This is a genomic window from Ruegeria sp. F11 (assembly GCF_056533855.1).
The window spans coordinates 151460-176030 of the sequence record NZ_JBQFOW010000007.1 but is presented as its reverse complement, the minus strand read 5'-3'; the positions used below and the strand labels follow the sequence as shown (position 1 = coordinate 176030).

The window sequence follows — 24571 nt, the reverse complement described above, 5'->3', positions numbered from 1 at the left end:
CGGCGTCTTGTTAAGGGGCAGGTCACGGGGTTTGCAACCGCCCAATTGTATGGGGCGCAATTTTGCGCCCGGGAATAGAGAAAAAGCCGCCCCAAAGGGCGGCTTTTGCAATTGGATCACCTGACGCGGCTTACATCAGCGGGGCTTGGCCCCAGATGTAGACGGCGAAGAACAGGAACAGCCAAACCACGTCAACAAAGTGCCAGTACCAGGCGGCAGCCTCGAACCCGACGTGTTTCTCGGGGGTAAAGTCCCCTTTCAACGCCCGGATCAGACAGACCGACAGGAAGATCGTCCCGATGATCACGTGCGCGCCATGGAAACCGGTCGCCATGAAGAAGTTCGAATAGAACTGATCATCGCCGAACTTCCACCCCTCGTGGGCCAGCAATTCATAGTATTCATAGCCCTGCAGCGCGGTAAAGGCGATGCCCAGAACGATACCGATGGCCAGACCGTTTATCAGCGCTTTGCGGTCATTGTCATGCACCAGCGCATGGTGCGCCCAGGTGATCGCACAGCCCGACAGCAGCAGCACCAGCGTGTTGATCAGCGGCAGGTGGAACGGGTCAACCGCGTGGATATCCGGCTGGATGTACTCGGTACCTGCATAGTCGTACATCGGGTACATGCGATGTTTGAAGAACGACCAGAACCAGGCGAAGAAGAACATCACCTCGGACATCACGAACAGGATGAAACCATAGCGCAGGCCGATGCGGACAACCGGCGTATGGTCGCCCTGACGGCTTTCGACCACCACCTCGGACCACCAAGCGAACATGGTGTACAAAACGGCAATCAGACCAGCCCAGAACATCCACGGGGTGATGCCGTGCATCCAGAGGACGGCTCCGAACAGCATCACGAAGCCGCCGATCGCGCCGATCAGCGGCCAGATCGAGGGGTTCAGAATGTGGTAGTCGTGATTTTTAGCGTGTGCCATCAAAGTCCCTCACCTAAAGGCGTTAGTTCGTGTTTGTATCTGCCTGCACATCAAGGGCGGCATAGCCCTCGGGCAGGTCAATTTCGTAGAATGTATACGACAGAGTGATCGTATGCACATACTTGGCTTCAAGATCGTCAACCATTTCAGGATCGACGAAGAATGTGACCGGCATCTGAACCCGCTCGCCGGGCTCCAGCACCTGTTCTTCAAAGCAGAAACAGGCGATTTTCTGGAAATACCCACCCGCCGAATAGGGCGCGACGTTATAGGACGCCTGACCGGCGATGGGCCGGTCGGTCGGGTTGTAAGCCTCGTAAAAGGCCAGACCGGTTTCGCCGATGCGCACTTCCATCTCGCGCTCGACCGGCTTGAACTCCCACGCCATATCCTTGGCTTTGGAGGCGTCAAAGCGGACGGTGACAGTGCGGTCCAGAATGTCCTCGGGCGCGGAGGCGGCCACGCCGGTGGTGCCGCCAAACCCGGTGACCCGGCAGAACCAGTCATAAAACGGCACTGCCGCCCAGGCGAGGCTACCCATCAGGACAACCACCCCTACGGTCTGTGCAACCGTTTTTTGCGGACCCGACAGCGCCATCAGTTCTGCACCTCTTGCGTCGCCATGTTGAAATCGGTGCCCGAGACCTTGACGACCGTCAGGCCAAAGATGATCACGATGAACGCCGCCAATGTCAGGCCTACGCCCAGATTGCGGCTGAACCTGCGCTGATGCAGTTCATGGCTTTTGCGCAGACTCATGACCAGCCTCCCAAGCCGTAAGGCTTCAACAGCGCCTCAACCAGAATCGCGCCGAAATGCAGGGAGAGATACAGCAGCGAAAGTTTGAAGAAGCTGCGTTCCACCTTGAAATTGTCCACCTCCGAGTCGTCCTCGGTCCGACGCGAAATCTGCCACGCGCCACGGAGGAAAAGGGCGTTCATCACAACGGCAACGGTCAGGTAGATCGGGCCGCCAATGCCCGAGAACGCGGTGCCCACGGCCAGCGTGGCCAGCAGCGCAGTGTAGACCAGAATATGCCAGCGCGTCGCGCGGCGGCCATGGGTTACGGTCAGCATCGGAACGCCTGCATCGTCATAATCCGAGCGCATGAACAGCGCCAGCGCCCAGAAATGCGGTGGTGTCCACATGAAAGTCAGGGCGAACATCAGCCATGGCTCGACAGACATGGAGCCGGTCGCCGCCACCCAGCCGATCACCGGCGGGAAGGCCCCCGCCGCGCCGCCGATCACGATGTTCTGCGGCGTCGAGCGTTTCAGCCACATCGTATAAACGACGACGTAGAAAAAAATGGTAAAGGCCAGAAACGCCCCTGCGAACCAGTTGGTCGCCAGCCCCAGCATGATCACCGACAGGCCAGACAGTGCCAGACCCAAGGCCAGCGCCTCGCCCTCTTCGACCTTGCCCGAGGGGATCGGACGGCCTTTGGTGCGTTTCATCACCCGGTCGATATCCGCGTCCCACCACATGTTCAGCGCGCCCGAGGCACCTCCGCCAATGGCGATGAACAGAATCGCGCAGAAGCCCACAAACGGATGCACCGGAACAGGTGCCGCCAGCAGCCCCACCAAAGCCGTGAACACGACCAAAGACATTACGCGCGGCTTCAGCAGGGCGAAGTAATCGCCAAAGCTGGCCTCATCCGCGTGCGCCTTGGCGGTCACTTGGCTGGCATTGATGCTTGCGTCGCTCATGTCCGGTCCTTCTGGGGCAAAAGCTGCGCGATCCCCGCGCAGCCTGCAGTCTTACCTAGGCCAAAAGCGGCTTAGTTCGAGGCAACCTGATACGCCGCAGGCTGGCCCGCATACTCTTCCAGAGCACCCTGCAGCCATTCCTCATACGCTTCTTCGCTGACCACTTTGACGGTGATCGGCATATACGCGTGGTCCTTGCCGCACAGTTCTGAACACTGTCCGAAATAGACGCCCTCTTTGTCGGCCTGGAACCACAGTTCGGCCAGACGCCCCGGAACGCCGTCCTGCTTCACACCGAAGGACGGAATGGTCCACGAATGGATCACGTCCGACGCCGTTACCTGCATCACGACGATCTTGCCAACCGGCACGACAACGGCGGTGTCGGTGGCCAGAAGCCATTCATCATCGCTGTAGCCTGCATCGGCCAGCTTGGCGCGCATGGCGTCATCAAGAACAAACGGCGTCACGTCTGCGTCGGCAGGGCGCGCACCCTCGTCCAGTGTCGCCGGATGACCCAGCAGATAGCTGTCAAAGGCGAAATCGTGATCGACATATTCGTAGGTCCAGTACCACTGGTTGCCCACTACCTTGATCACCACGTCGCCTTCCGGAATTTCCTGCTGCTTGAACAGCACCGGCAGCGAAAAAGCCCCGATGAAAACCAGAATCAGGATCGGTCCAAGGGTCCAGGCGATCTCAACCGGCGTATAGTGCGAGAACCGCGCCGGGGTCGGGTTAACACGACTGTTGTAGCGCACAATGCAGTAAACCAGCAGTGCCGCGACGAACAGGCAGATCACGGTGATGATCACCAGAATCATGTTGTCCAGCTTGTGAATTCCCTCGGCCAGGCTTGTGGCTGCGGGCTGGAACCCCAGGCCGCCATCGACCGGTTTGCCAATAATCTCAAGCTCCTGAGCCATGGCGGGGAGGCTGGAGAGGGCTGTCATCAACCCCGAAAGCATCAAAGCATTCTTCATATTCTGTCCTGATCGTTTGATCTTTACGTCCCTGGCGAAAAGGTGTGAATCAGTCGCACCTCTCCCGTTGTCTTTGGACGCGTTAAAAACCATATTCCAGCGGGTAGATAAAGCAAAATGCTTGCGTCAAACAGACGCTATTTTTGATCTGGATCAAACCCGAAAGGTCGCAACCGATGACTCAGGCCCCGTTCCGCCCCTTTGACAGCGCTTTACCGCAGGATGAGGCCTTGGCCATTTTGCGCTCAGCCACGGCTGGTGCCGAGGATGGAGAGCTGTTTGTCGAGCGGCGAAAATCCGAGTCTCTGGTGTTTGACGATGGGCGACTGCGCACCGCGTCTTATGACGCCTCCGAAGGGTTCGGCCTGCGCGCCGTTCAGGGCGAGGTCGCGGGTTATGCCCATTCGACCGACGTGTCGATCCCGGCGCTGAAACGCGCCTCGGAAACTGCGCGGCTGGCGGTGGGGGACGGCGGCGGAACGCTGGCTGATGCCCCGATGGCCACCAACAAACGGCTTTATACCGACGAAGACCCGATCGAATCCGCTGACTTCCCGGTCAAGATCGAGACCCTGCGCGCCATCGACGCTTTTACCCGCGATCTGGACCCGCGCGTGGTGCAAGTCAGCGCCACCATCGCCGCCGCCGTGCAAGAGGTCGAGATTCTGCGCCCCGACGGCGTGTTGGTGCGCGATGTGCGCCCGATGACGCGCCTGAATGTCTCGGTCATCGTGGAACAGAACGGACGGCGCGAAAGCGGCTCGGCCGGGGGCGGCGGTCGCGTGGGGCTGGACGGGCTCATTGATCCCTCTGACTGGCAAGGCAAAGCGCGCGAGGCTCTGCGGATCGCTTTGGTCAACCTCGACGCGGTCCCTGCCCCGGCGGGTGTCATGGAGGTCGCGCTTGGCCCCGGCTGGCCCGGAATTCTGCTGCATGAGGCCATCGGGCACGGGCTTGAAGGTGATTTCAACCGCAAGGGAAGTTCAGCCTTTGCGGGCCTGATGGGGCAGCAAATCGCGTCGAAAGGCGTAACCGTGGTAGACGACGGCACGATGACTGACCGGCGCGGCTCGATCACTGTGGACGACGAGGGCACGCCCAGTTCACGGACGGTACTGATCGAGGATGGCATCCTGACCGGCTACATGCAGGACCGGCAGAACGCCCGTCTGATGGGCGTTGCGCCAACCGGCAACGGACGGCGGCAGAGCTATGCCCACAAACCCATGCCGCGCATGACGAATACGGTGATGTTGGGCGGCGACGCGGACCCGGCTGCGCTGGTGGCAGATATCAAGGATGGCATCTGGGCCGTTGGATTCGGCGGCGGACAGGTGGATATCACCAATGGCAAATTCGTGTTCTCGTGCACCGAGGCCTACCGGGTCGAAAACGGCAAGATCGGCGCGCCGGTCAAAGGCGCGACCCTGATCGGTGACGGGCCGTCGGCGCTGAAACGCATCCGCGGTCTGGGCAATGACATGGCGCTGGACCCAGGCATGGGCACCTGCGGCAAAGATGGCCAGTGGGTGCCGGTGGGCGTCGGGCAGCCGACGGTTCTGATGGACGGGCTAACGGTGGGCGGCTCGGCCACCTGAGTCGGAATCAGCTTAAAGGGGGGCGCTCGGTTAACGCTGTGGGCCTTTCGCAACGCGCCCGCTCCTGTCTGCCCAAGAAAATTCGCAAGAAATTTCTCCGCCTTTTCAAACATATATACAGATATCCAGAAACGCGTTCTGAAAAAACGCATCTAATTTTCTTCGATTCACAAGCTGTTAACCCCATACCCCGTAAACCAGTTCTGCAATCAGGCGGAGCATCGGATGACCGAAGAGCAGCTTTCTTCCAATCACCCCACACTCCCACCCACCACGGAAGAGGATCGGTTTTCCTGGCTTCGTCTGTTGCGCTCGCGCAAGGTTGGTCCGGCGACGTTTCGCCGGCTGCTGCGCGAACATGGCTCGGCGCAGAACGCGCTGGCCGCGCTGCCCGAAATGGCACGCGCTGCCGGGATCGACGGGTATGAAATCTGTCCCCCCGGTGTGATCGAGGCGGAACTCAAGGCCGCAAAAGCCGCCAATGCGCGGCTTTTGTGCCTTGGGTCTGCCTATTTCCCTGCCGCTTTGAATGACATCTCTGATGCTCCTCCGATCCTTTGGGCGATTGGCGATACGTCCCTTTTGCAAAGATCGGCGATTGCGATGGTTGGGGCGCGAAATTGTTCCTCCCTCGGGGCCCGGATGGCACGCGGGCTGGCGAAAGAGTTAGGCGAAAAGGGGTTTATTGTCGTGTCGGGTCTGGCCCGGGGGATCGACACCTCGGCGCATATGTCTGCTTTAGAAACCGGAACCATTGCCGTGATGGCGGGTGGAGTCGACGTGATCTACCCAGCGGAAAACACGGATCTGGCGCGGAACATCGCCGACAAGGGCCTGCGCCTCTCGGAACAACCCATGGGCGTAACGCCCCAGGCCCGGCACTTTCCGCGCCGCAATCGGATCATCTCGGGCCTATCGCAAACGGTCATCGTTGTCGAAGCGGCGGCGAAATCAGGCAGCCTGATCACGGCCCGCGATGCGCTTGATCAGGGGCGAGAGGTTCTGGCCGTGCCCGGCCACCCGTTCGACGCCCGCGCCGCTGGGTGCAATCTGTTGATCCGCGACGGTGCAACACTGGTGCGCAACGCCGAGGACGTGATCGACACCCTGCCGCCGCAGCAATCGGTTCTTTTGCCACCTGAAGACACCGACGCACCCTGCCGCAAGGACAACCAAACCATGACAAGCGGATCGCTGCATACCGAAATCCTGACCAGGCTTGGCCCATCCCCGATTGCCGAGGATCAACTGATCCGCGACATCGCCGCACCGGCGGGTGCTGTTGGTCCGGCGCTGGTGGATCTTGAGCTCGACGGGCGGATTCAGCGCCAACCTGGCGGGTTGCTGTCGCTGGCCAGCTAGCGCAGCGGTTCATAAAGACGCCATATTTTCAGGGTCAAAAGGAACGCATTGACAATTCGATCTTGCCGCACACATTTTGCACGGCCATACAAAGCGCAAAGCCTGTCGAGCGAGGATTCCTCTTAAATGCCCGTAGTTGTTGTAGAATCTCCGGCCAAAGCAAAAACGATCAATAAGTATCTCGGCCCCGACTACACTGTTTTGGCCTCGTACGGCCACGTGCGGGACCTGCCGCCCAAGGACGGATCGGTTGATCCGGACCACGAATTCTCGATGAAATGGGAGGTCGGGAATGACAGCCGCAAGCATGTCAAAGCGATCGCTGATGCTCTGAAAAAGGACAACGCCCTGATCCTCGCCACCGACCCCGATCGCGAGGGTGAGGCGATCAGCTGGCACCTGCAGGAGGCACTGACCAAGCGGCGTTCGATCAAGAAGGACACGCCGGTCAGCCGCGTAACCTTCAACGCCATCACCAAGGATGCGGTGACCGAGGCGATGCAGAACCCGCGTGAGGTCGACATGCCGCTGGTCGAGGCCTATCTGGCCCGCCGGGCGCTGGACTATCTGGTGGGTTTCAACCTGTCGCCGGTTCTGTGGCGCAAGCTGCCCGGTGCCCGGTCAGCGGGCCGGGTGCAGTCTGTTTGCCTGCGCCTGATCGTCGAGCGCGAGATGGAGATCGAGGCGTTCAAACCGGTCGAATACTGGTCGGTCAAGGCGCTGTTCGAAACCCCGCGCGGCCAGACCTATGAGGCGCGTCTTGTCACTTATGCTGGCAAAAAGCTGGACAAGCACGATCTGAAAGACGCCACGCAGGCCGAGTTGGCGGTGCAGGCGATCACCAGCCGCGCGCTGAGCGTCACCTCAGTCGAGGCCAAGCCCGCCGCCCGCAACCCCAGCGCGCCATTCATGACCTCGACCCTGCAGCAAGAGGCCAGCCGCAAGTTCGGCATGGGCGCGCGCCATGCGATGCAAGTGGCGCAGCGGCTGTATGAGGCGGGCTACATTACCTATATGCGAACCGACGGCATCGACATGGCCCCCGAGGCCGTCGCCGCCACACGCGATGCAATTGCGGACCGATATGGGGCGGAATATGTACCCGACAGCCCGCGTATCTATAAGAACAAAGCCAAGAACGCGCAGGAAGCCCACGAATGTATCCGCCCAACGGATATGACGCGCGATGCCAAGGCGCTAAAGGTCACGGATGAAGATCAGCGCAAGCTGTATGATCTGATCTGGAAACGCACCATCGCGTGTCAGATGGCCGCCGCGCGTTTGGAGCGTACGACGGTTGAGATCGGCAGCGAAGATGGTCAGGTCGGCCTGCGCGCCACCGGTCAGGTGGTGCTGTTCGACGGGTTCATGCGCGTCTATGAAGAAGGCCGCGACGACGTGGCGGATGACGATGAAAAACGTCTGCCGCAGATCATGCAGGGCGATCCGGCGCGGTTTGCCAAAACCTCGCTGAAGGATCAATTTGCGAAAGCCGAGGACAAGGCCGCAGTTCTGTCCGAAAATGAGGCTGTTCTGGCGCTGCAGCACCACACCCAGCCACCGCCACGCTATACCGAGGCCACTTTGGTCAAGCGGATGGAAGAGTTGGGGATCGGACGGCCGTCAACCTATGCCTCAATCGTGACCACGATTCAGGACCGGGAATATGTACGCAAGGACAAGAACCGGCTGATCCCCGAGGAAAAGGGCCGGATCGTCACGATATTCCTTTTGAACTTCTTCCGTCAGTATGTGGGCTATGAGTTCACCGCCAACTTGGAAGAAGAGCTTGACGATGTCAGCGCGGGCGACCGCGACTATAAGGACCTGTTGGGCAAGTTCTGGCGTGATTTCTCGGCCGCGATTGGCGAGACGTCCGAACTGCGTATCTCGGAAGTGCTGGACAAACTGGATGAGGCGCTGGCCCCTCAGTTGTATCCGCCGCGCGAGGATGGAAGCGATCCGCGCATCTGTCCGAAATGCGGCGTGGGACAATTGCACCTTAAGACCTCGCGCACAGGCGGGTTTGTCGGCTGCGGCAATTACCCGGAATGCACCTATACCCGCCCCATCGCGGGCGAAGGGGCCGAAGGTGATGAACGGTTGCTGGGCGAAGATTCGGGCGACGAGATCTGGCTGAAGTCCGGCCGTTTCGGGCCATATGTCCAGCGTGGCGAGCCCACGCCGGAAAACAAAAAACCCCCACGCGCGTCCCTGCCCCGTGGGTGGAGCAAGGATGACATGGATCTGGACAAGGCGCTGACGCTTTTGTCGCTGCCCCGCCAGATCGGTGAACACCCCGAGGGCGGCATGATCAGCTCGAACTTCGGGCGGTTCGGCCCCTATCTGATGCACCAACTGGCTGACGAGGCCAAACCGGTCTATGCCAACCTCAAAGACCCCAACGATGTGTTCGAGATCGGCATGAACCGCGCCGTGGAACTGCTGGCCGAAAAGCGCGCCAATCCGGGGCGCGGGCGGCGGGCTGCGGCCAAGCCGCTGAAAGAGCTGGGCGAACACCCGGATGGCGGCGCGATGCAGGTGCTGGATGGGCGCTATGGGCCGTATGTGAAGTGGGAAAAGGTCAACGCGACCATCCCCAAAGACATCAAACCCGAGGATGTGACGCAGGAAATGGCCATCGAACTGGTCAACGAACGCGCCGCCAAGAAGGGCACCAAAAAGAAGGCCGCGCCAAAAAAGAAGGCGGCCCCGAAGAAAACCGCCAAAAAGGCGGCAACCTAAGGTAGGGCTAGGTAGAAATACTACCTGCCCCCCAGTTTCATTGACTTCCCAATGACGTAGCGGCACAACCTGCCTGTCACCATGTCATTGGGAGAGTTTTCCATGAAGAAAATCTATGCCAATGCCACCGAAGCACTGGATGGGGTGCTGTCGGATGGCATGCTGATTGCTGCGGGCGGGTTCGGCTTGTGCGGCATTCCCGAACTGCTGCTGGAAGCGATCAGAGAGGCTGGCGCGCAGGACCTTACCTTCGCCTCGAACAACGCGGGCGTTGATGATTTCGGCATCGGCATCCTGCTGCAGACCAAACAGGTCAAGAAGATGATCAGCTCATATGTCGGCGAAAACGCCGAGTTTATGCGCCAGTATCTGGCCGGAGAGCTGGAATTGGAATTCAACCCGCAAGGCACTCTGGCCGAACGGATGCGCGCCGGTGGCGCGGGCATCCCCGGCTTCTACACCAAAACCGGTGTAGGCACCGTGATCGCCGAGGGCAAAGAGCACAAAGACTTCAACGGCGAGACCTACATCATGGAGGAAGGCATCTTTGCCGATCTCTCCATCGTCAAGGCGTGGAAGGCTGATGACACCGGCAACCTGATCTTCCGCAAGACCGCACGCAACTTCAACGTGCCTGCCGCGACCTGCGGTAAGATCTGCATCGCCGAGGTTGAAGAGATCGTCCCGCGCGGCTCGCTGGACCCTGATGGCATTCACCTGCCGGGCATCTATGTGCACCGCATCATTCAGGGCGACCACGAAAAGCGCATCGAACAGCGCACCACCCGCCAGAAGGAGACCGCATAATGCCCTGGGACCGCAATCAGATGGCCGCACGCGCGGCGCAGGAACTGGAAGACGGCATGTATGTGAACCTCGGCATCGGTATTCCGACGCTGGTGGCGAACTATGTGGGCGACAAGGACATCACTCTGCAATCGGAAAACGGCATGCTCGGCATGGGCCCCTTTCCTTTCGAGGGTGAAGAAGATGCCGACCTGATCAACGCAGGCAAGCAGACGATCACCGAATTGTCCCGCACGTCGTATTTTGACAGCGCAACCTCGTTCGCGATGATCCGGGGCGGCAAGATCGCTGCCGCCGTGCTGGGCGCGATGGAAGTGGATGAAGAGGGCGATCTGGCCAACTGGATGATCCCCGGTGTGCTGGTCAAAGGCATGGGCGGCGCGATGGATCTGGTGGCCGGTGTGGGCCGCGTGATCGTGGTGATGGATCACACCAACAAGCACGGCAAGTCCAAGCTGCTGAAGAAATGCACTCTGCCGCTGACCGGCAAGCAGGTCGTGAATCGCATCATCACCAATCTGGGGGTGCTGGACGTGGTCGAGGGTGGCCTGAAGATCGTCGAGATCGCCGAGGGCGTGACCGAAGACGAAATCCGCGGCGCGACCGAAGCCAATATCGTCAACTGATCCATCGACAAGCCCGCCAAATCGGCGGGCTTTTTCAGTTCAGGGCCTGAAACACGCATCCATCCGAGACAAGATCGGGTGGCGTGGTGCACAGCGCTCGCGCCACCTGAAAGGCCGCCAGCACTTTGGGGACATAGTCACGGGTCTCGGCATAAGGCGGCACGCCACTATGTTTGCGCACGGCCCCCTCGCCCGCGTTGTACCCGGCCAGAACCAGAATCGGGTCGTTGCCGAACTCTCCCATCAGCCAGTTCAGGTATTTCACGCCGCCCGCGATGTTCTGCGACGGTTTGAAACTGTCCTGGACCCCAAACCGGGCGGCTGTGGCGGGCATCAACTGCATCAGCCCCTGCGCGCCCGCAGAACTGACCGCATCTGCGCGACCAGCCGATTCCACCGAGATCACAGCCAGAACCAGTGCGGGCGACACATTGGTGCCGACGGTCGAGCGCAAAATCTCGACCCCCTGTTCCTGCGCGATGGTCTGCAGCGTCTGCAGGCGCGGCGACCTTACGCTGGTTGCGGCCAGAGCCTTGATCGCATCATCCAGCCGCCACGCCCCGGCTTGTGCAAGTTCGGGTGATATCTTCTCCCAAAAGGCTTTGTAGGCTCCTTTGGGCTTAGTCTTACCGTTGTTATCGGGCGCGAGCGGTGGCGCGACTTTGGTGCGAGCGATGATTTCCGGCACAACAATCGCCGTCCCCGTGCTGGGGGCCGAGGGACGGGTTGCATGCTCTTCGGGCGTGATCTGAATGGTCACGCGCGGGCGCTCGCCCGGTTTTGGGGGCTTGATTCTCTTGTAAACGCCGCGTGGCTCAACCTCGGTGGCGACGGCGGGCGCGACGCCTGACGTCAGAAATGCCAACACACCGGCGCATTTAAGTGCGTTCCGGAGATTCATTTTTGCCTGCCTCATGCTTTCTTTTTAGGTGATTTGAACCTCGAATCTTCCCGCAAAGCCAGAAAAACAAAGCGAAATGGGGCAATTTCGCCTCATTTGGCGCAATTTTACATCGCCCCGGATCGTTGCAAACACATTGATTGATTTTTTTACCATTAATTTTCAAAGGGTTACGTAAAATATCACCAAAAAGTTAAGCGATCCGGAAAAAAATCTGCGTTTGGCCCAATTCCTGCCACGCGTAACCGTCAAACATTAGGTCATACCGAGACGGTCGGGAGCGGACTGAGAGAGAAAGCTCTGGAAGACGCCAAGGTTTAATTGACTTTTAGATCCTTTAGGAGGGACGTAACATGATCAAGTTCATCAAGAACTTCCGCAAAGACGAAGACGGCGCCGTAACAGTTGACTGGGTTGTTCTGACCGCAGCAGTCATCGGCCTGGGCACCGTGGCATACCAGCAGATCGCAGACGGCGCATCGGGCCTGGCGGCAGACGTGAACACCGCTCTGTCCTCGGCAACTCTGAGCACCGGCACCAGCGACGGCACCACTGCAGGCGGTATCACCACTGCTGGCACCAGCAACTAAGTTACCACTTCCATTCGGAAGCGAAGCCGCGCCAGGTTTGGCGCGGCTTTTTTTGGTTACGAGAAGCAAACCAGAAAATTTTGGGGTTAATCGCTTTCTCCAGCCGGGTCCTATCCTGCGCACAATGCCCCCAGCTTAGCTCGGGCAAATCTTTGCCCGACAGACCCAGCGACCAATATTCAACAAAAAAAATTAGTGATTTTGGCGTGATAATCTATGTTTGGCCTAATTTCCGCCATGCAAACAGGTCAAATTCATTGCAACAGATATTAGTTGCGGAAGATCGGAAGAAACCGGCCCGCCAGATAAATTGCGGTTGAAGGGGTGACGAATGATCAGGTTCTTTAGGGACTTTAGGCAAAAGGAAGACGGGGCGATCACCGTCGACTGGGTTGTCCTGGTCGCTTTGATACTTGCACTGGGTGCAGCTTTGGTCGCCGCAATCCAATCCGCAACCGACAATGTTGGTGGCAATGTGAACACGACGCTCAGCTCGGCGACGATCAGCACGGGTACAACCACTGGGGATGCCGGCGGGATTACCGCAGCCGGAACGGTCAGCAACTAACGGGCCAGCGGGCAACAATTCAGCCAACGGACAAAGACAAGGATCGCCGCAACGCCAGGTTGCGGCGATTTTTCGTTCGCTCAACTGAAGCTGCCCGGATCAATTGGGCACAAACGCAATAGAGCCTGACAAATCTTTGCAAAAAACAGATTTGTCCCACATTTCGACACAATTCAGATTTAGGAAATATGCTGTTTCAAAGTGGTTCATTGGCTGTCGAGCCGTCGGCCAATCCAAATAAGAGGTGTATGCATGCGAGCGGTATTCGGACTTGTCCTGATTGTCGGGGTGGCTCTGGCCGGGGGGGCCGTCTATATGGCGCGCAACTACATCTCGGCTTACCAGCAAGAGCTTGCCCGTCAAAAGCAAGCAGCGGCGGAAGCCTTGGCAAATGCCAACAAACAGGTTGAGGTCATCCCCACCGTTGGCGTCCTCGTTTCGAACCGGACGCTAAAGTACGGTGAAAAACTGGCCGAAGAAGATGTTCGCATTGTCGAGTGGCCTGAAACCGCAATCCCCGAAGGGACCTTTACCGAAATGACTGCCTTGTTCCCGGAAACCGGCAACCGGGATCGTTTCGTCCTGCGGACGATGGAAAAAGACGAAGCCCTGATGGCAGTGAAAGTCACCGAACCGGGCGGGAAGGCTGGCCTGACCTCGCGTCTTGAAAAAGGAATGCGGGCCTTTGCGATCAGCGTCGATGTCGCCTCGGGCGTTTCGGGTTTTCTGCGACCGGGAGACAATGTTGATATCTATTGGACCGGGTCCAGCGGAACCACCGAAGGTGCGAGCGGAGGTATTACGCGTCTGATTCAAACGAGCATCGAACTGATCGCTGTCGATCAGACCACCGGCTCGGACGTCACCGGGACCACAATCGCCCGGACCGTGACAGTCGCGGCAACCCCGGAACAAGTCGCAGCCCTGGCGCAGGCGCAAAACACCGGTCGACTGTCGCTTGCCTTGGTCGGCATCCAGCAAGACGAAGAAATTGCAGCGGCGGTCGAGGTCATCGAAGTGGACCAGAGAACCCTGCTGGGCATCGAAGAGGTCGCACCGGCACCTCAGGCCGCCCCCAAGCAGATCTGCACTACGCGAATCAGAAAAGGGGCCGACATTATCGAAGCCCCGATTCCTTGCACAAACTGACGGGATTTCAATTCGTTACAGGCACAGGGCCGCGCGAACAGCGCGGCCCTTTCTTATGGCATTGTTGCGCATTATCCACATAAGGAAAATTCCAGAAACCATTGATTATTGCAATAAATTCGGTTTTCGCGCAGTCTTTCTCATCATAGGGCAAAAGACCCAAAAACGAGGCGTGATCGGAGAGGCAGGTCACATGACAATACGTTCCTGGATCAGCGCAACCCTGCTGGGGTTGTCGCTTGTTATGGGCCCGGTCGGCGATGCCGCCTGGGCTGAAACCCTTCGCGTGGTGAAAAAGGGCACGGTGGAAACACTGGATGTGCCCATGAATCGCGCGATCGTCGTGGAAAGCGAAGAACCCTTCGCGGAACTCAGCATTGCCAATGCCGGTATCGCTGACATCTCATCGCTTTCTGATCGCACCATCTACATTCTGGGTAAGGCCCCTGGCCTGACAACCCTGACCCTGTTTGACGGTGTCGGCAACCTGATCGCCAACGTGCGCGTGCGCGTTGCACCGGATGTGACCGAGTTCAAAGAGCGGCTGCGTCAGATTCTGCCCAACGAACCGGTCGAGGTTCGCACGGCAAATGATGGCATCGTGCTGTCGGGCACCATTTCAAGCTCGGCCAAGTTGGCCCGTGCGCTTGAACTGGCGGAACGCTACGCGCCCGAGCGTGTATCGAATCTGATGTCGGTGGGCGGCGTTCAGCAGGTGATGCTGAAAGTCCGCTTTGCCGAGATGAACCGGTCGGTGGCCAAAAGCCTGTCCGCGTCACTTGGCTTTGCCGGAACCGATGTAACTGCGGGCTTCAACACTCTGAACAACCAGGGTGCTCTTTCCAATGCGCTGAACGGCGGCATTCCGTTTGTTCAAGAGAACAACGGTGCCATCCTGTTCGGGTTCGGCGCTGGATCGACGCAGATTCGCCTGTTGCTGGAAGCCCTTGAAACAAAGGGGCTGGCGCGCAATCTGGCCGAGCCGAACCTGTCGGCCCTGTCCGGACAGGAAGCAACCTTCCTGGCTGGTGGCGAGGTTCCGATCCCGGTTCCGCAAGATGACGGCGTCGTGGCCATCGAATACAAAGCGTTCGGCGTTGAGATGGCCTTTGTTCCCCGCGTGGTGGACGGCGACCTGATCAACCTTGAAATGGCAACAGCTGTGTCGGCAATCGACTCAAGCTCGGACTTCACCATCAACGGTGACACGGTTCCAAGCTTCATCACCCGCCGCGCCAAGACGACGGTCGAACTGCGGGACGGGGAAAGCTTTGCTATCGCCGGATTGCTGCAGGACGATTTCGCTGACCTGAGCAGCCAAGTGCCGTGGTTGGGTGATGTCCCAGTTCTGGGCGCGCTGTTCCGTAGCGCGGAATATCAGCGTGAGCAAAGCGAGTTGATCATCATCATCACCGCCCATCTTGTGTCCCCCGTCCGTGGCGAGGCCCTAGCCCTGCCGACCGACCGGGTCAAACCGCCCAGCGAATTTGATCTGTTCGTGAATGGCCGGGTCTCGCGCACGGCACGTTCCGGCGCAGGTGGCGCATCGGAAGTCGCAAGACAGGACTTCGGCAACTCTTACGGCTACGTCCTAGATTGATCAGGAGGATCGGACCAATGCAGAAGTGGATCATCACACTCGGTCTGACGGTCGCTGTCGCCGCATGTACGCGAGAGGCCGGATACGAGATCGACCAGGGCACCTTCGGAAATGCCGCCCTGAACAACACCCAGGTCATGACCGGAGAACTGACCTATGCACAAATTCTGGGACGGCGCTTTGCCTCTGAGGTGCCGAGCCAGGTGAACTTTGCCTTCAACAGCTCTCAGTTGGATGCGTCCGCCCAGCGGATACTCTTGCAGCAGGCGGACTGGATCAAACAGTTCCCCGAAGCACGGTTCCGGGTCTACGGGCATACGGATGCGGTCGGCTCGGACGGGTACAACAAAAGTCTGGGTCTGAGACGCGCTCAAGCTGTCGTGAATTTCTTCTCGCAGCAGGGTATCTCGCGCTCACGGCTTGAAGCGGTCGTCTCGTTCGGCAAAACACAGCCGTTGGTGGCGACGCCGAATCGGGACCGCCGGAATCGCCGCACCGTGACCGAGGTCGCAGGCTTTGTTGACAGCCGGTCGCAGACTCTGGACGGCAAATATGCCGAGGTCATCTACCGCGAGTACATCGACAGCGCGACGACCGTCAGCGCGATCCAGGAAGTCAAAGCCACCGAGGGTGCCGAAGGTGGATAATACTTGTGGAATGGGCGACATCGTCGCCCATTTCCCTACAATTGGTTCTTTTGCGCCAAATTCTCGCCCAACTTCAAAGTGACATTGTGAACAATAGGGTGACCTGCGGCTTGAATTGACCGCATCGGGGCGACAGCAAATCAACCTGAACGACCGACGTTCGCACGAGATGCTGGGCCCTCACGACGAGGATTGTGTTTATGACCAGCGCTACGCCGCAAGATGACAATACCGCCATTCTGGCCTGCACGATCAGCAGGGACGTGCAGAATTTTGACCTGCTGATCGAAGACATGGAGGCGGTTCTGGGCGAGCGTTGGGGAGACCTTGGTTTCGCCGAAGCGCTCGCGTTCTTCACCCAGCCCGAAGCCGATTCGCTGCAATTCGTTGCCCTGGCCATTGATGGCGAAGATGAAGATAACCTGACGCTGATGGGGGAAATCATCGCTCAGGCCAAAGATAAGAAAATCAAAGTTGTGCTGATTGCCGAGGACGTGACCCCCGCCTCGTTGCATCAGTTGCTGCGCAAGGGCGCGGATGAATTTGTCCCCTACCCTCTTCCCGAAGGCGAACTGGCGGAAGCCATTGAGCGGATGAACCAGCCCGACCCGGTTGCCGTTGCCCCTACAGCAGCAGCCACTCTGACGGATGGCGCATCGAAAGAAGGCGCGTTGTTCGTGGCCCACGGGCTTGCCGGCGGCGTGGGATCGACCACGTTGGCCGTCAATTTGGCCTGGGAACTTGCCAGCGTATCCGACAAAGAGGCCCCCTCGGTCTGCCTGATCGATCTGGACCTGCAATATGGCACGGTTTCGACTTACCTCGACCTGCCGCGGCGCGAGACGGTGTTCGAGATGCTGTCAGACACCGATTCGATGGATGATGAGGTTTTCTCGCAAGCGCTTCAAACCTATGAAGAAAAGCTGCAGGTTCTCACCGCGCCGTCCGACATGGTGCCGCTGGATCTGATCACCCCCGAAGACATCCAACGGGTGATCGATTTGGCGCGGAAGCACTTCGATTACGTGATCGTGGACATGCCCAAAACGCTGGTTCTGTGGTCGGAAACGATTCTGCAGGCTGCGCATGTGTATTTCGCCGTGATCGAACTGGATATGCGGTCGGCACAGAACGCCCTGCGTCTGAAACGCGCGCTGCAAGCCGAAGAACTGCCATTCAACAAGCTTCGTTTCGCCCTGAACCGTGCGCCCAAGTTCACCGACCTGAACGGCAAAAGCCGCGTGAAACGCATGGGCGAAAGCCTGGGCATTTCGATTGACCTGCAACTACCTGATGGCGGCAAACCCGTCATGCAAAGTGGCGATCATGGTCTGCCGCTTGCCAACTCGGCCGCGAAAAACCCGCTGCGCCGGGAAATCGCGAAGCTGGCGAAGTCTCTGCACAGCCTTGGCAGCAACGACGCAGAAGCCGCGTAACATCATCCCAAGGGGGGAGCCGCCGTGTTTTCAAGATACAAGAAGCAACCTGCCGCTCAGCCGGTACAAACGCCCGACAAAACCCCCGAGGCCGCATCAGCCCCGGCGGCAGCCTCTGCCGCCACCGCGATTGTGCGCAAGCCCATCCAGAAAAAAACGGCCGAAGTCGTCGGGTCCGATCGTGAGCGCAAGCGCAAAGAACGGTTGGGCGAGATCAAGATCGAACTGCACCGGGAATTGCTGGAAAACCTGAACCTTGCCGCGCTGGAAAACGCAGGTGAGGCTGAATTGCGCTCGGAAATCAGCGCCATCGCCAGCGAGGTGCTTGAGGCCAAGAATATCGTTCTGAACCGGGACGACCGGTCTCAGTTGAACAAGGAACTCTATGACGAGGTCACCGGCCTTGGTCCGCTGGAAACGCTGCTGCAGGACGAATCGGTTAACGATATTCTGGTAAACGGCCCGCAACAGATTTTCGTGGAACGCGCCGGTAAGCTGGAACTCAGCGACATTACGTTCAAAGACGAAAAGCACCTGATGCGGATCATCGACAAGATCGTGTCAGCCGTGGGTCGTCGTGTTGATGAATCAAACCCTTACGTTGACGCCCGTCTGGCAGATGGGTCGCGTTTCAACGCCATGGTGCCGCCGATCGCGGTGGACGGTTCGCTGGTTTCGATTCGTAAATTCAAGAAAGACAAGCTGGGCATCGACGATCTGGTCAATTTCGGCGCGTTCACCGAGGAAATGGCCGCCTATCTGCAGGCCGCCGTCTCGACCCGTCTGAACATCATCGTCTCGGGCGGTACCGGTTCGGGTAAAACGACCACGCTCAACGCCCTGTCCAGTTTCATCGACGACGCCGAGCGCATCCTGACCATCGAGGATACGGCGGAACTACAACTCCAGCAGACTCACGTAGGCCGGATGGAAAGCCGCCCGCCCAACGTTGAAGGCAAGGGTGAGGTTAGCCCCCGCGACTGTCTGAAAAACGCCCTACGTATGCGCCCCGACCGCATCATCGTCGGCGAGACGCGTGGCGCCGAGGTTATCGACATGCTGCAGGCCATGAACACCGGCCACGACGGCTCGATGACCACGATTCACGCCAACTCGGCCCGGGATGGTATTTCGCGTCTGGAAAACATGATTGCAATGGCCGGGATCGAGATGCCGATCAAGGCGGTCCGCAGCCAGATTTCCTCGGCTGTGAACCTGCTGGTTCAGGCCAGCCGCTTGCAGGACGGCTCGCGCCGCATGACCTCGATCACCGAGATTACGGGCATGGAAGGCGACGTGATATCGATGCAGGAAATCTTTCGTTTTCAACGTGTTGGCCTTACGCCGGACAACAAGATCATCGGTCACTTCACCGCAACGGGCGTGCGCAGCCACTATTCGGAACGCTTCCGCCTGTGGGGCTTTGACCTGCCTGCGTCGATCTACGACCCCACCACAATGTAGGAGATCTGGGTATGCAACTTCCTATGGAGGCCCTTATCTATATCGCCATCTTCGTGGGGGTCCTGGCCCTGGTCGAAGGTATCTATCTGGTCGCATTCGGCAAATCCATCAGCCTGAACAGCCGGGTCAACCGCCGTCTGGACATGCTCGACAAAGGCGTCGGGCGCGAACAGGTTCTGGAACAACTGCGCAAGGAAATGCAGCAGCATATGAAAACGCAGAGCATCCCTCTGTATTCATTGCTGGCAGACAAGGCGCAAAAGGCGGCGATTGCTTTCACGCCCCGCCAGTTGATCATGATCATGGGTCTTGTGTCTGCGGTCGCCTTTATGGGGCTCAGCATCGGCACCCCGACCGACCTGCCGCTGCGGATTGCAATCTCGGTCGCGATTGGCGTTGGTGCGGTCTATGCGTGGGTCAACCACAAGGCCAAAAAGCGCATGTCGATGATCGAGGAACAACTGCCTGACGCGGTTGAACTGATGGTGCGGTCGCTGCGTGTTGGTAACCCGTTCGTGTCGTCTGTTCAGATCGTCGCGAATGAGGTGCAGGACCCGCTGGCCACCGAGTTTGGCGTCATCGCCGACGAATGCGCCTATGGCCGCGACGTGGGTGAGGCGCTGAAAGACATGGCAGAGCGCCTGGATATGCAAGATTTGCGTTTTCTGGCCGTGGCCGTGGGCATACAGCAGCAATCCGGTGGTAACCTGGCCGAGATTCTGGCTGGTCTGGCGCAGGTTATCCGCGCCCGGTTCCGCCTGTTCCGCCGCGTGAAAGCCATCACCGCCGAGGCGCAGTGGTCCGGCAAATTCCTGTCCGGCTTCCCGCTGGCCTGTCTTGCGTTCATTCTGGTGAAGGACCCCGGCTACTATGACGAGGTTCTGGACCACCCCTACTTCATTCCGATGTGCTTCTTTGTCGGCATTATGCTGACCCTGAACCTGATCGTCATGAAGATCATCACCAACATCAAGGTCTGAGGGCAGCACGATGGAATTCCTGACCAGCATCAATGACCTGTTGACCCAACACCTGGGAGAGTTCGGCCCCCTGATCGTTGTCGGCGTTCTGGGAATGGTCATGGTCCTTGTGGCCGTTTCGCTGATGATGAATCAGCCCGAAGACCCCCTGAAAAAACTACAACGCTCGAACACGCAGCCGAAGAAGAGCAAGAAGGACAAGAAAGAGCAGCTTCGCAATGCTGGCCGCAACGAGCAGCTTGAAAAGTTCGCGACCTTTCTTGAGCCGAAGAACGAAGAAGAGCTTTCAGCCATTCAGCTCAAGATGCGGCAGGCGGGATACCAGTCCAAGGACTCGGTCCGGTTTTACCACTTCGCTCAGTTTGCCCTCGGGATCATCGGCATCGTCGTCGGCGTTTTGATGGTCACCGTCTTTGCCGGTGACCAGGAATTCACCGGGCAACAAATCCTGATCCGCGTCCTCGTCCCCGGCGGCATTGGCTATATGCTGCCCAGATACTGGATCACCCGCCGCGTGGAAGAACGCAAAGAGGCAATCATCGCCGCCTTCCCCGACACGCTGGACCTTATGCTTGTCTGTGTTGAAGCCGGGCAGTCGCTGGATCAGGCCATCGTCCGTGTGGCCGCGGAAATGAAAAGCTCGTACCCCGAGATTTCTCAGGAATTCGAAGTCGTCGCCTATGAGATGAAGGCCGGTAAGGACAAAGACACCGTTCTGCGGGATTTCGGAACCAGATGCGGCGTTCAGGACGTCAACGCTTTTGTGACCGTGATGATCCAGTCGGCAACTTTCGGTACATCCATTGCCGAAGCTCTGCGGGTTTACGCCTCGGAAATGCGGGACAAGCGGGTTATGCGCGCAGAAGAGGCCGCAAACAAGTTGCCCACCAAGATGACACTGGTCACAATGGGCCTGACCGTTCCGCCGCTTCTTGTTATTCTGGTCGGACCATCTTTCAACGTCATCTCGACCTTCGGACGCTGAGGTTGCAACCAAATGAGACCACTCCGCCGGTGTGACCTTTCAGGGTTTCGCCAAGTGCTTAAGGCCATCATGGTGTTTACCGTGATGGCCTCTTGCACTGAAAGCACCCAGTCCAACGGGCTGGATGCGCCGGGGGTGGACCCCAAAGGACAAGCTGCGGACAACATCACCGTCGGAAATCGCCTGATGGCGGCAGGGGAATATGAACTGGCGCTGGAAACCTTTACCCGCGCAGCGCTCGAGGAGGGACTGACCACTCAGATCCTCACATCCATGGGCACCGCCAACCTTGGCCTGCGCCGGTTGGGACAAGCCGAAACCCTGCTGCGCCGCGCGGTTGAGGAGGACACGGATTGGCCTGTAGCCTGGAACAATCTCGGCGTTCTTCTGATGGAAACCGGAGAATACCCCGAGGCCGCGCAGGTCTTTCGCCGCGCCTTTGCGCTGGACAATGGCGAAAGTGACGCAATCCGTGACAATCTGCGCTTAGCACTCGCAAAAATGGAAAATCCTGTTAATAATACCGCACAAGAACAAGAATATACGCTGGAACAGCTTGGCGACGGGCAATTTTCGCTGCGCAAAATCCAGTAACCGAGGCAAGAGCAGTAAAGGACGCAAAAATGCGCCAACAATTCTTGATTCCATCCATCATTCTTGGCGGGCTGGTTCTGGCTGGCTGCGCGAAAGAGACTGAAGAGGAAAAAGTCGAACGCACATTTCAGGAAGTGAACGTCATTGACGAAACCAACCTGAATGACGTTCTGCTCAGCGCGGCCGACCCCAACGAGGCCGTGACCTATTTCCATGGTGCGGCCAGCAAGAACCCTGACCGGATCGACCTGCAACGGGGGCTGGCCATATCGCTGGCCCGCGCGAAGCGCACCACCGAAGCCGCTGCCGCATGGAAGCGGGTGACGACCATGAAAGGCACCAATAGTGCCGACAAGGTTGAATATGCCGACGCATTGGTACGTAACGGGGACTGGAAAAAGGCCAAAACCGTTCTGGACTCGGTCCCTCCTACCTATGAGACTTTCAAGCGGTATCGGCTCGAGGCGCTGGTAGCGGATTCCCAGAAAGACTGGAAGCGCGCGGATCACTTCTATGAAACCGCCGTCGGGCTGACGACTCGCCCAGGCAGTGTCATGAACAACTGGGGCTACTCGAAACTGAGCCGCGGTCAATACGACGAGGCCGAGCGGCTGTTTAACGACGCGATCCGTCAGGACAATTCGCTGTTTACCGCCAAGAACAACCTTGTTCTGGCACGCGCGGCGCAGGGCAATTACAGCATGCCGGTTGTCCCCATGTCGCAGGTCGAACGCGCCAGGTTGTTGAACACAATGGGAATATCGGCGGTCAAACAAGGGGATGTGAACACGGCCAAGAACCTGTTCCGCGAGGCGATTGCCACCCACCCGCAGCATTTTGACGAGGCGGTCCGGTCGCTTCGCGCGCTCGAGGCAAGCTGATCCATGCAAATTCCAGCTGCTGGCGCGCTCTGGTTCCTGCCTTTCGTGTTGCCGATCTGCTTTTATGTCGCCTTCACTGACATGCGTGAGATGCGGATCAAGAACCACGCGGTTGTGACGCTGGCCTTGGTGTTTGTCGTTGTCGGTTTGATAGCGCTTCCACCCTGGTCCAGCGGGCTGGTCAGCGGCAACATCGGGCCACTTTCCCTGACGCTGCCGATCTATTTCTGGCAGCTTTTGCACATCGTCATTGTCCTGATTGTCGGCATAATCCTGAACGCCGCAGGGACGATGGGCGCGGGGGATGCGAAGTTTCTGGCGGCGGCCTCGCCCTTTGTCTGGACGGGGGATATCCTTGTGTTTTTGCCCGTCATGATCGCCTGCCTGCTGGCGGCTGTCGCGACCCATCGCATTGCGAAACACAGCCGTTTGCGCACCATCGCGCCCCATTGGGACAGTTGGGACACAGGCAAGAAATTCCCGATGGGCCTCGCCCTTGCGGGCTCACTTGCCATGTATTTGATATTGGGCACTGTTCTCGGATCGTAAACTATCATCAGCGCGCCTTTTCGCTGCCTTGGTCCCGCCACAAAGCTGGGCCAGATTTCACCGTGGTTGCCCGGTAAAGGGCTTTTGCGTGACATTTGAATAAACGGGCAACGCTTATGAATATGCAGACCTCATCCGTTATGGCCCCCCCTGCCCCCAAGGGGTTGGGCGAAATGAAGCTTCCGCTGGTGATGATGCGGGACATTATGCTGAAAACCGTTTTCCGCAAAAACGTTGACACGGTTTCCGAGGTCGCCGCCGCCATCTGCCTGCCCGGTTCGGTCACACAGGAACTCATCGACATCGCGCGCGAGCAAAAACTGCTCGAGGCGACCGGGACGCTGAACGCCAACAGCGGCAATGAGATGGGATACCAACTGACCGACGCCGGAAAAGCCCGCGCGCTGGACGCGCTGAGCCAGTCGGAATACTTCGGCGCAATGCCGGTGCCGCTGGATGTCTACCGCGAGCAGGTCAAGCGGCAATCGATCCGTAACATTCAGGTCACGCGCGAGCAGTTGACGGGTGCCATGGGCCATCTGGTTCTGCCCGACATGCTGCTGGATCAGCTTGGCCCTGCGGTCAGCGCGGGGCGGTCGGTTCTGATGTATGGCCCTCCGGGCAACGGTAAATCCTCGATCTCGAACGGGATCAGGGATGCCCTGGGAGACAACGTCTATGTCCCGCGCGCCATCGAATATGCCGGTCAGGTGATCACCGTTTACGACCCGATCGTGCATACCGCGATTGAACAGGAAGAAGACGACCCAAACAGCCTGCGCCGCCGTAAGCGGTTCGACACGCGCTACGTTCAATGCGAACGCCCGACCGTTGTGACAGGTGGTGAACTGTCGCTGAGCATGCTGGATCTGGTCTATAACCCCACCGCGCGGACCTATCAGGCGCCGCTGCAGCTGAAATCGACCGGCGGCATCTTCATTGTGGACGACCTTGGGCGTCAGGCCGAACCCCCTCAGGCCCTGATCAACCGCTGGATCGTTCCGCTGGAGGAAAGCAAGGATATCCTTGGCCTCCAATCGGGTGAGAAGTTCGAGGTGCCGTTTGACACGCTGGTCATCTTCTCGACCAACTTCCACCCGAACGAAATCTTCGACCAAGCCGCCCTGCGCCGGATCTTCTTCAAGATCAAGATCGACGGCCCAAATCAGGAGAACTTCCTGAAAATCTTCGCCATGGTCGCCCGCAAACGCGGTATGCCGCTGGACGAAGCCGCACTGGTGCATTTGCTGAAGGTCAAATACCCGACCATCAACAATATCTACGCGAACTATCAGCCGATCTTCCTGATCGACCAGATGATCTCGATCTGCGAGTTCGAGGGCATTCCCTATCAGATGAGCCCCGATTTGATTGACCGCGCCTGGGCGAACATGTTCGTCAAAGACGAAACAATCGTCAAATAACGCCGTGCCATTCTCACGCTGAGA

The 24571-nt window shown here is 58.7% G+C and carries 24 protein-coding genes; 18 read left to right on the top strand and 6 right to left on the bottom strand.

From position 1 onward, the window contains the following. Nucleotides 1–130: 130 nt before the first annotated feature. The 5 genes from ACR0NJ_RS11375 to coxB all read right to left on the bottom strand — a co-directional run bounded on the left by ACR0NJ_RS11375 (nt 131) and on the right by coxB (nt 3641). The gene (locus ACR0NJ_RS11375) at nt 131–946 is read right to left on the bottom strand and encodes a cytochrome c oxidase subunit 3 (RefSeq protein WP_480817246.1); all 816 of its coding nucleotides are present in this window, start codon (nt 944–946) and stop codon (nt 131–133) included. A 22-nt stretch (nt 947–968) separates the two neighbouring features. Then, the gene (locus ACR0NJ_RS11370) at nt 969–1544 is read right to left on the bottom strand and encodes a cytochrome c oxidase assembly protein (RefSeq protein ID WP_480817245.1); all 576 of its coding nucleotides are present in this window, start codon (nt 1542–1544) and stop codon (nt 969–971) included. Further along, nucleotides 1544–1705, bottom strand: a complete 162-nt coding sequence (locus ACR0NJ_RS11365; RefSeq protein WP_170721067.1) for a hypothetical protein — start codon at nt 1703–1705, stop codon at nt 1544–1546. The genes ACR0NJ_RS11370 and ACR0NJ_RS11365 overlap by 1 nt, the downstream gene beginning before the upstream one ends. Next, nucleotides 1702–2658, bottom strand: a complete 957-nt coding sequence (cyoE, locus tag ACR0NJ_RS11360) for a heme o synthase (protein ID WP_480817244.1) — start codon at nt 2656–2658, stop codon at nt 1702–1704. Before cyoE ends, ACR0NJ_RS11365 begins: the two co-directional genes overlap by 4 nt. A gap of 71 nt (nt 2659–2729) precedes the next feature. Beyond that, the gene (coxB, locus tag ACR0NJ_RS11355) at nt 2730–3641 is read right to left on the bottom strand and encodes a cytochrome c oxidase subunit II (protein ID WP_480817243.1); all 912 of its coding nucleotides are present in this window, start codon (nt 3639–3641) and stop codon (nt 2730–2732) included. 176 nt (nt 3642–3817) lie between these two features. Between coxB and tldD the strand changes: the two genes are divergently transcribed. From tldD to ACR0NJ_RS11330, 5 genes are all read left to right on the top strand, one after another. Next, on the top strand, nt 3818–5239 hold the full coding sequence (gene tldD, locus ACR0NJ_RS11350) for a metalloprotease TldD (protein ID WP_480817242.1): 1422 nt from the start codon (nt 3818–3820) through the stop codon (nt 5237–5239). 225 nt (nt 5240–5464) lie between these two features. Continuing rightward, nucleotides 5465–6601 carry a DNA-processing protein DprA gene (gene dprA, locus ACR0NJ_RS11345; protein ID WP_480817241.1) on the top strand — a complete coding sequence of 379 codons (1137 nt, stop codon included), beginning with the start codon at nt 5465–5467 and terminating at the stop codon, nt 6599–6601. 126 nt (nt 6602–6727) lie between these two features. After that, nucleotides 6728–9346, top strand: a complete 2619-nt coding sequence (gene topA, locus ACR0NJ_RS11340; protein WP_480817240.1) for a type I DNA topoisomerase — start codon at nt 6728–6730, stop codon at nt 9344–9346. Between the two features lie 102 nt (nt 9347–9448). Further along, nucleotides 9449–10153 (top strand): CoA transferase subunit A, encoded by a 705-nt coding sequence (locus tag ACR0NJ_RS11335; RefSeq protein ID WP_480817239.1) that lies wholly within the window; start codon nt 9449–9451, stop codon nt 10151–10153. After that, the gene (locus ACR0NJ_RS11330; protein WP_480817238.1) at nt 10153–10779 is read left to right on the top strand and encodes a 3-oxoacid CoA-transferase subunit B; all 627 of its coding nucleotides are present in this window, start codon (nt 10153–10155) and stop codon (nt 10777–10779) included. The genes ACR0NJ_RS11335 and ACR0NJ_RS11330 overlap by 1 nt, the downstream gene beginning before the upstream one ends. A gap of 34 nt (nt 10780–10813) precedes the next feature. Here the strand turns inward: ACR0NJ_RS11330 and ACR0NJ_RS11325 are convergent, their stop codons facing one another. Then, entirely contained in the window at nt 10814–11680 is an 867-nt protein-coding gene (locus ACR0NJ_RS11325; RefSeq protein WP_480817237.1) for a lytic transglycosylase domain-containing protein, read from the bottom strand. A gap of 353 nt (nt 11681–12033) precedes the next feature. On the opposite strand from ACR0NJ_RS11325, the gene ACR0NJ_RS11320 reads away from it, so the two are divergent. The 13 genes from ACR0NJ_RS11320 (at nt 12034) to ACR0NJ_RS11260 (ending at nt 24547) form a co-directional block, all read left to right on the top strand. After that, the gene (locus ACR0NJ_RS11320; protein ID WP_480817236.1) at nt 12034–12270 is read left to right on the top strand and encodes a Flp family type IVb pilin; all 237 of its coding nucleotides are present in this window, start codon (nt 12034–12036) and stop codon (nt 12268–12270) included. Nucleotides 12271–12601: 331 nt separating this feature from the next. Further along, complete coding sequence (locus tag ACR0NJ_RS11315; protein ID WP_480817235.1) at nt 12602–12838, top strand: hypothetical protein; 237 nt, start codon at nt 12602–12604, stop codon at nt 12836–12838. Between the two features lie 252 nt (nt 12839–13090). Further along, entirely contained in the window at nt 13091–13987 is an 897-nt protein-coding gene (gene cpaB / locus ACR0NJ_RS11310) for a Flp pilus assembly protein CpaB (protein ID WP_480817234.1), read from the top strand. Between the two features lie 193 nt (nt 13988–14180). After that, the gene (locus tag ACR0NJ_RS11305; RefSeq protein ID WP_480817233.1) at nt 14181–15587 is read left to right on the top strand and encodes a type II and III secretion system protein family protein; all 1407 of its coding nucleotides are present in this window, start codon (nt 14181–14183) and stop codon (nt 15585–15587) included. 17 nt (nt 15588–15604) lie between these two features. Continuing rightward, nucleotides 15605–16234 (top strand): OmpA family protein, encoded by a 630-nt coding sequence (locus ACR0NJ_RS11300; protein ID WP_480817232.1) that lies wholly within the window; start codon nt 15605–15607, stop codon nt 16232–16234. 200 nt (nt 16235–16434) lie between these two features. Continuing rightward, nucleotides 16435–17670 (top strand): CpaE/TadZ family protein, encoded by a 1236-nt coding sequence (locus tag ACR0NJ_RS11295; protein WP_480817231.1) that lies wholly within the window; start codon nt 16435–16437, stop codon nt 17668–17670. A gap of 24 nt (nt 17671–17694) precedes the next feature. Further along, nucleotides 17695–19134, top strand: coding sequence for a TadA family conjugal transfer-associated ATPase (locus ACR0NJ_RS11290; RefSeq protein ID WP_480817230.1), 1440 nt, complete (start codon nt 17695–17697; stop codon nt 19132–19134). 11 nt (nt 19135–19145) lie between these two features. Next, a complete protein-coding gene (locus ACR0NJ_RS11285; protein ID WP_480817229.1) occupies nt 19146–20114 on the top strand; it encodes a type II secretion system F family protein in 969 nt (322 codons plus the stop codon). A gap of 10 nt (nt 20115–20124) precedes the next feature. Continuing rightward, nucleotides 20125–21099, top strand: coding sequence for a type II secretion system F family protein (locus ACR0NJ_RS11280; protein WP_480817228.1), 975 nt, complete (start codon nt 20125–20127; stop codon nt 21097–21099). A gap of 69 nt (nt 21100–21168) precedes the next feature. Then, nucleotides 21169–21693, top strand: a complete 525-nt coding sequence (locus ACR0NJ_RS11275) for a tetratricopeptide repeat protein (RefSeq protein WP_480817341.1) — start codon at nt 21169–21171, stop codon at nt 21691–21693. A gap of 29 nt (nt 21694–21722) precedes the next feature. Then, nucleotides 21723–22574, top strand: coding sequence for a tetratricopeptide repeat protein (locus ACR0NJ_RS11270; protein WP_480817227.1), 852 nt, complete (start codon nt 21723–21725; stop codon nt 22572–22574). Nucleotides 22575–22577: 3 nt separating this feature from the next. Continuing rightward, nucleotides 22578–23123, top strand: coding sequence for a prepilin peptidase (locus ACR0NJ_RS11265; protein ID WP_480817226.1), 546 nt, complete (start codon nt 22578–22580; stop codon nt 23121–23123). Nucleotides 23124–23239: 116 nt separating this feature from the next. Further along, on the top strand, nt 23240–24547 hold the full coding sequence (locus tag ACR0NJ_RS11260) for an ATPase (RefSeq protein ID WP_480817225.1): 1308 nt from the start codon (nt 23240–23242) through the stop codon (nt 24545–24547). The last annotated feature ends 24 nt before the right edge of the window (nt 24548–24571 follow it).

Coding starts and splice junctions, on each gene's coding strand:
- ACR0NJ_RS11375 (WP_480817246.1), bottom strand. CDS start 946: ATGGCACACGCTAAAAATCACGACTACCACATTCTGAACCCCTCGATC.
- ACR0NJ_RS11370 (WP_480817245.1), bottom strand. CDS start 1,544: ATGGCGCTGTCGGGTCCGCAAAAAACGGTTGCACAGACCGTAGGGGTG.
- ACR0NJ_RS11365 (WP_170721067.1), bottom strand. CDS start 1,705: ATGAGTCTGCGCAAAAGCCATGAACTGCATCAGCGCAGGTTCAGCCGC.
- cyoE (WP_480817244.1), bottom strand. CDS start 2,658: ATGAGCGACGCAAGCATCAATGCCAGCCAAGTGACCGCCAAGGCGCAC.
- coxB (WP_480817243.1), bottom strand. CDS start 3,641: ATGAAGAATGCTTTGATGCTTTCGGGGTTGATGACAGCCCTCTCCAGC.
- tldD (WP_480817242.1), top strand. CDS start 3,818: ATGACTCAGGCCCCGTTCCGCCCCTTTGACAGCGCTTTACCGCAGGAT.
- dprA (WP_480817241.1), top strand. CDS start 5,465: ATGACCGAAGAGCAGCTTTCTTCCAATCACCCCACACTCCCACCCACC.
- topA (WP_480817240.1), top strand. CDS start 6,728: ATGCCCGTAGTTGTTGTAGAATCTCCGGCCAAAGCAAAAACGATCAAT.
- ACR0NJ_RS11335 (WP_480817239.1), top strand. CDS start 9,449: ATGAAGAAAATCTATGCCAATGCCACCGAAGCACTGGATGGGGTGCTG.
- ACR0NJ_RS11330 (WP_480817238.1), top strand. CDS start 10,153: ATGCCCTGGGACCGCAATCAGATGGCCGCACGCGCGGCGCAGGAACTG.
- ACR0NJ_RS11325 (WP_480817237.1), bottom strand. CDS start 11,680: ATGAATCTCCGGAACGCACTTAAATGCGCCGGTGTGTTGGCATTTCTG.
- ACR0NJ_RS11320 (WP_480817236.1), top strand. CDS start 12,034: ATGATCAAGTTCATCAAGAACTTCCGCAAAGACGAAGACGGCGCCGTA.
- ACR0NJ_RS11315 (WP_480817235.1), top strand. CDS start 12,602: ATGATCAGGTTCTTTAGGGACTTTAGGCAAAAGGAAGACGGGGCGATC.
- cpaB (WP_480817234.1), top strand. CDS start 13,091: ATGCGAGCGGTATTCGGACTTGTCCTGATTGTCGGGGTGGCTCTGGCC.
- ACR0NJ_RS11305 (WP_480817233.1), top strand. CDS start 14,181: ATGACAATACGTTCCTGGATCAGCGCAACCCTGCTGGGGTTGTCGCTT.
- ACR0NJ_RS11300 (WP_480817232.1), top strand. CDS start 15,605: ATGCAGAAGTGGATCATCACACTCGGTCTGACGGTCGCTGTCGCCGCA.
- ACR0NJ_RS11295 (WP_480817231.1), top strand. CDS start 16,435: ATGACCAGCGCTACGCCGCAAGATGACAATACCGCCATTCTGGCCTGC.
- ACR0NJ_RS11285 (WP_480817229.1), top strand. CDS start 19,146: ATGCAACTTCCTATGGAGGCCCTTATCTATATCGCCATCTTCGTGGGG.
- ACR0NJ_RS11280 (WP_480817228.1), top strand. CDS start 20,125: ATGGAATTCCTGACCAGCATCAATGACCTGTTGACCCAACACCTGGGA.
- ACR0NJ_RS11275 (WP_480817341.1), top strand. CDS start 21,169: ATGGTGTTTACCGTGATGGCCTCTTGCACTGAAAGCACCCAGTCCAAC.
- ACR0NJ_RS11270 (WP_480817227.1), top strand. CDS start 21,723: ATGCGCCAACAATTCTTGATTCCATCCATCATTCTTGGCGGGCTGGTT.
- ACR0NJ_RS11265 (WP_480817226.1), top strand. CDS start 22,578: ATGCAAATTCCAGCTGCTGGCGCGCTCTGGTTCCTGCCTTTCGTGTTG.
- ACR0NJ_RS11260 (WP_480817225.1), top strand. CDS start 23,240: ATGAATATGCAGACCTCATCCGTTATGGCCCCCCCTGCCCCCAAGGGG.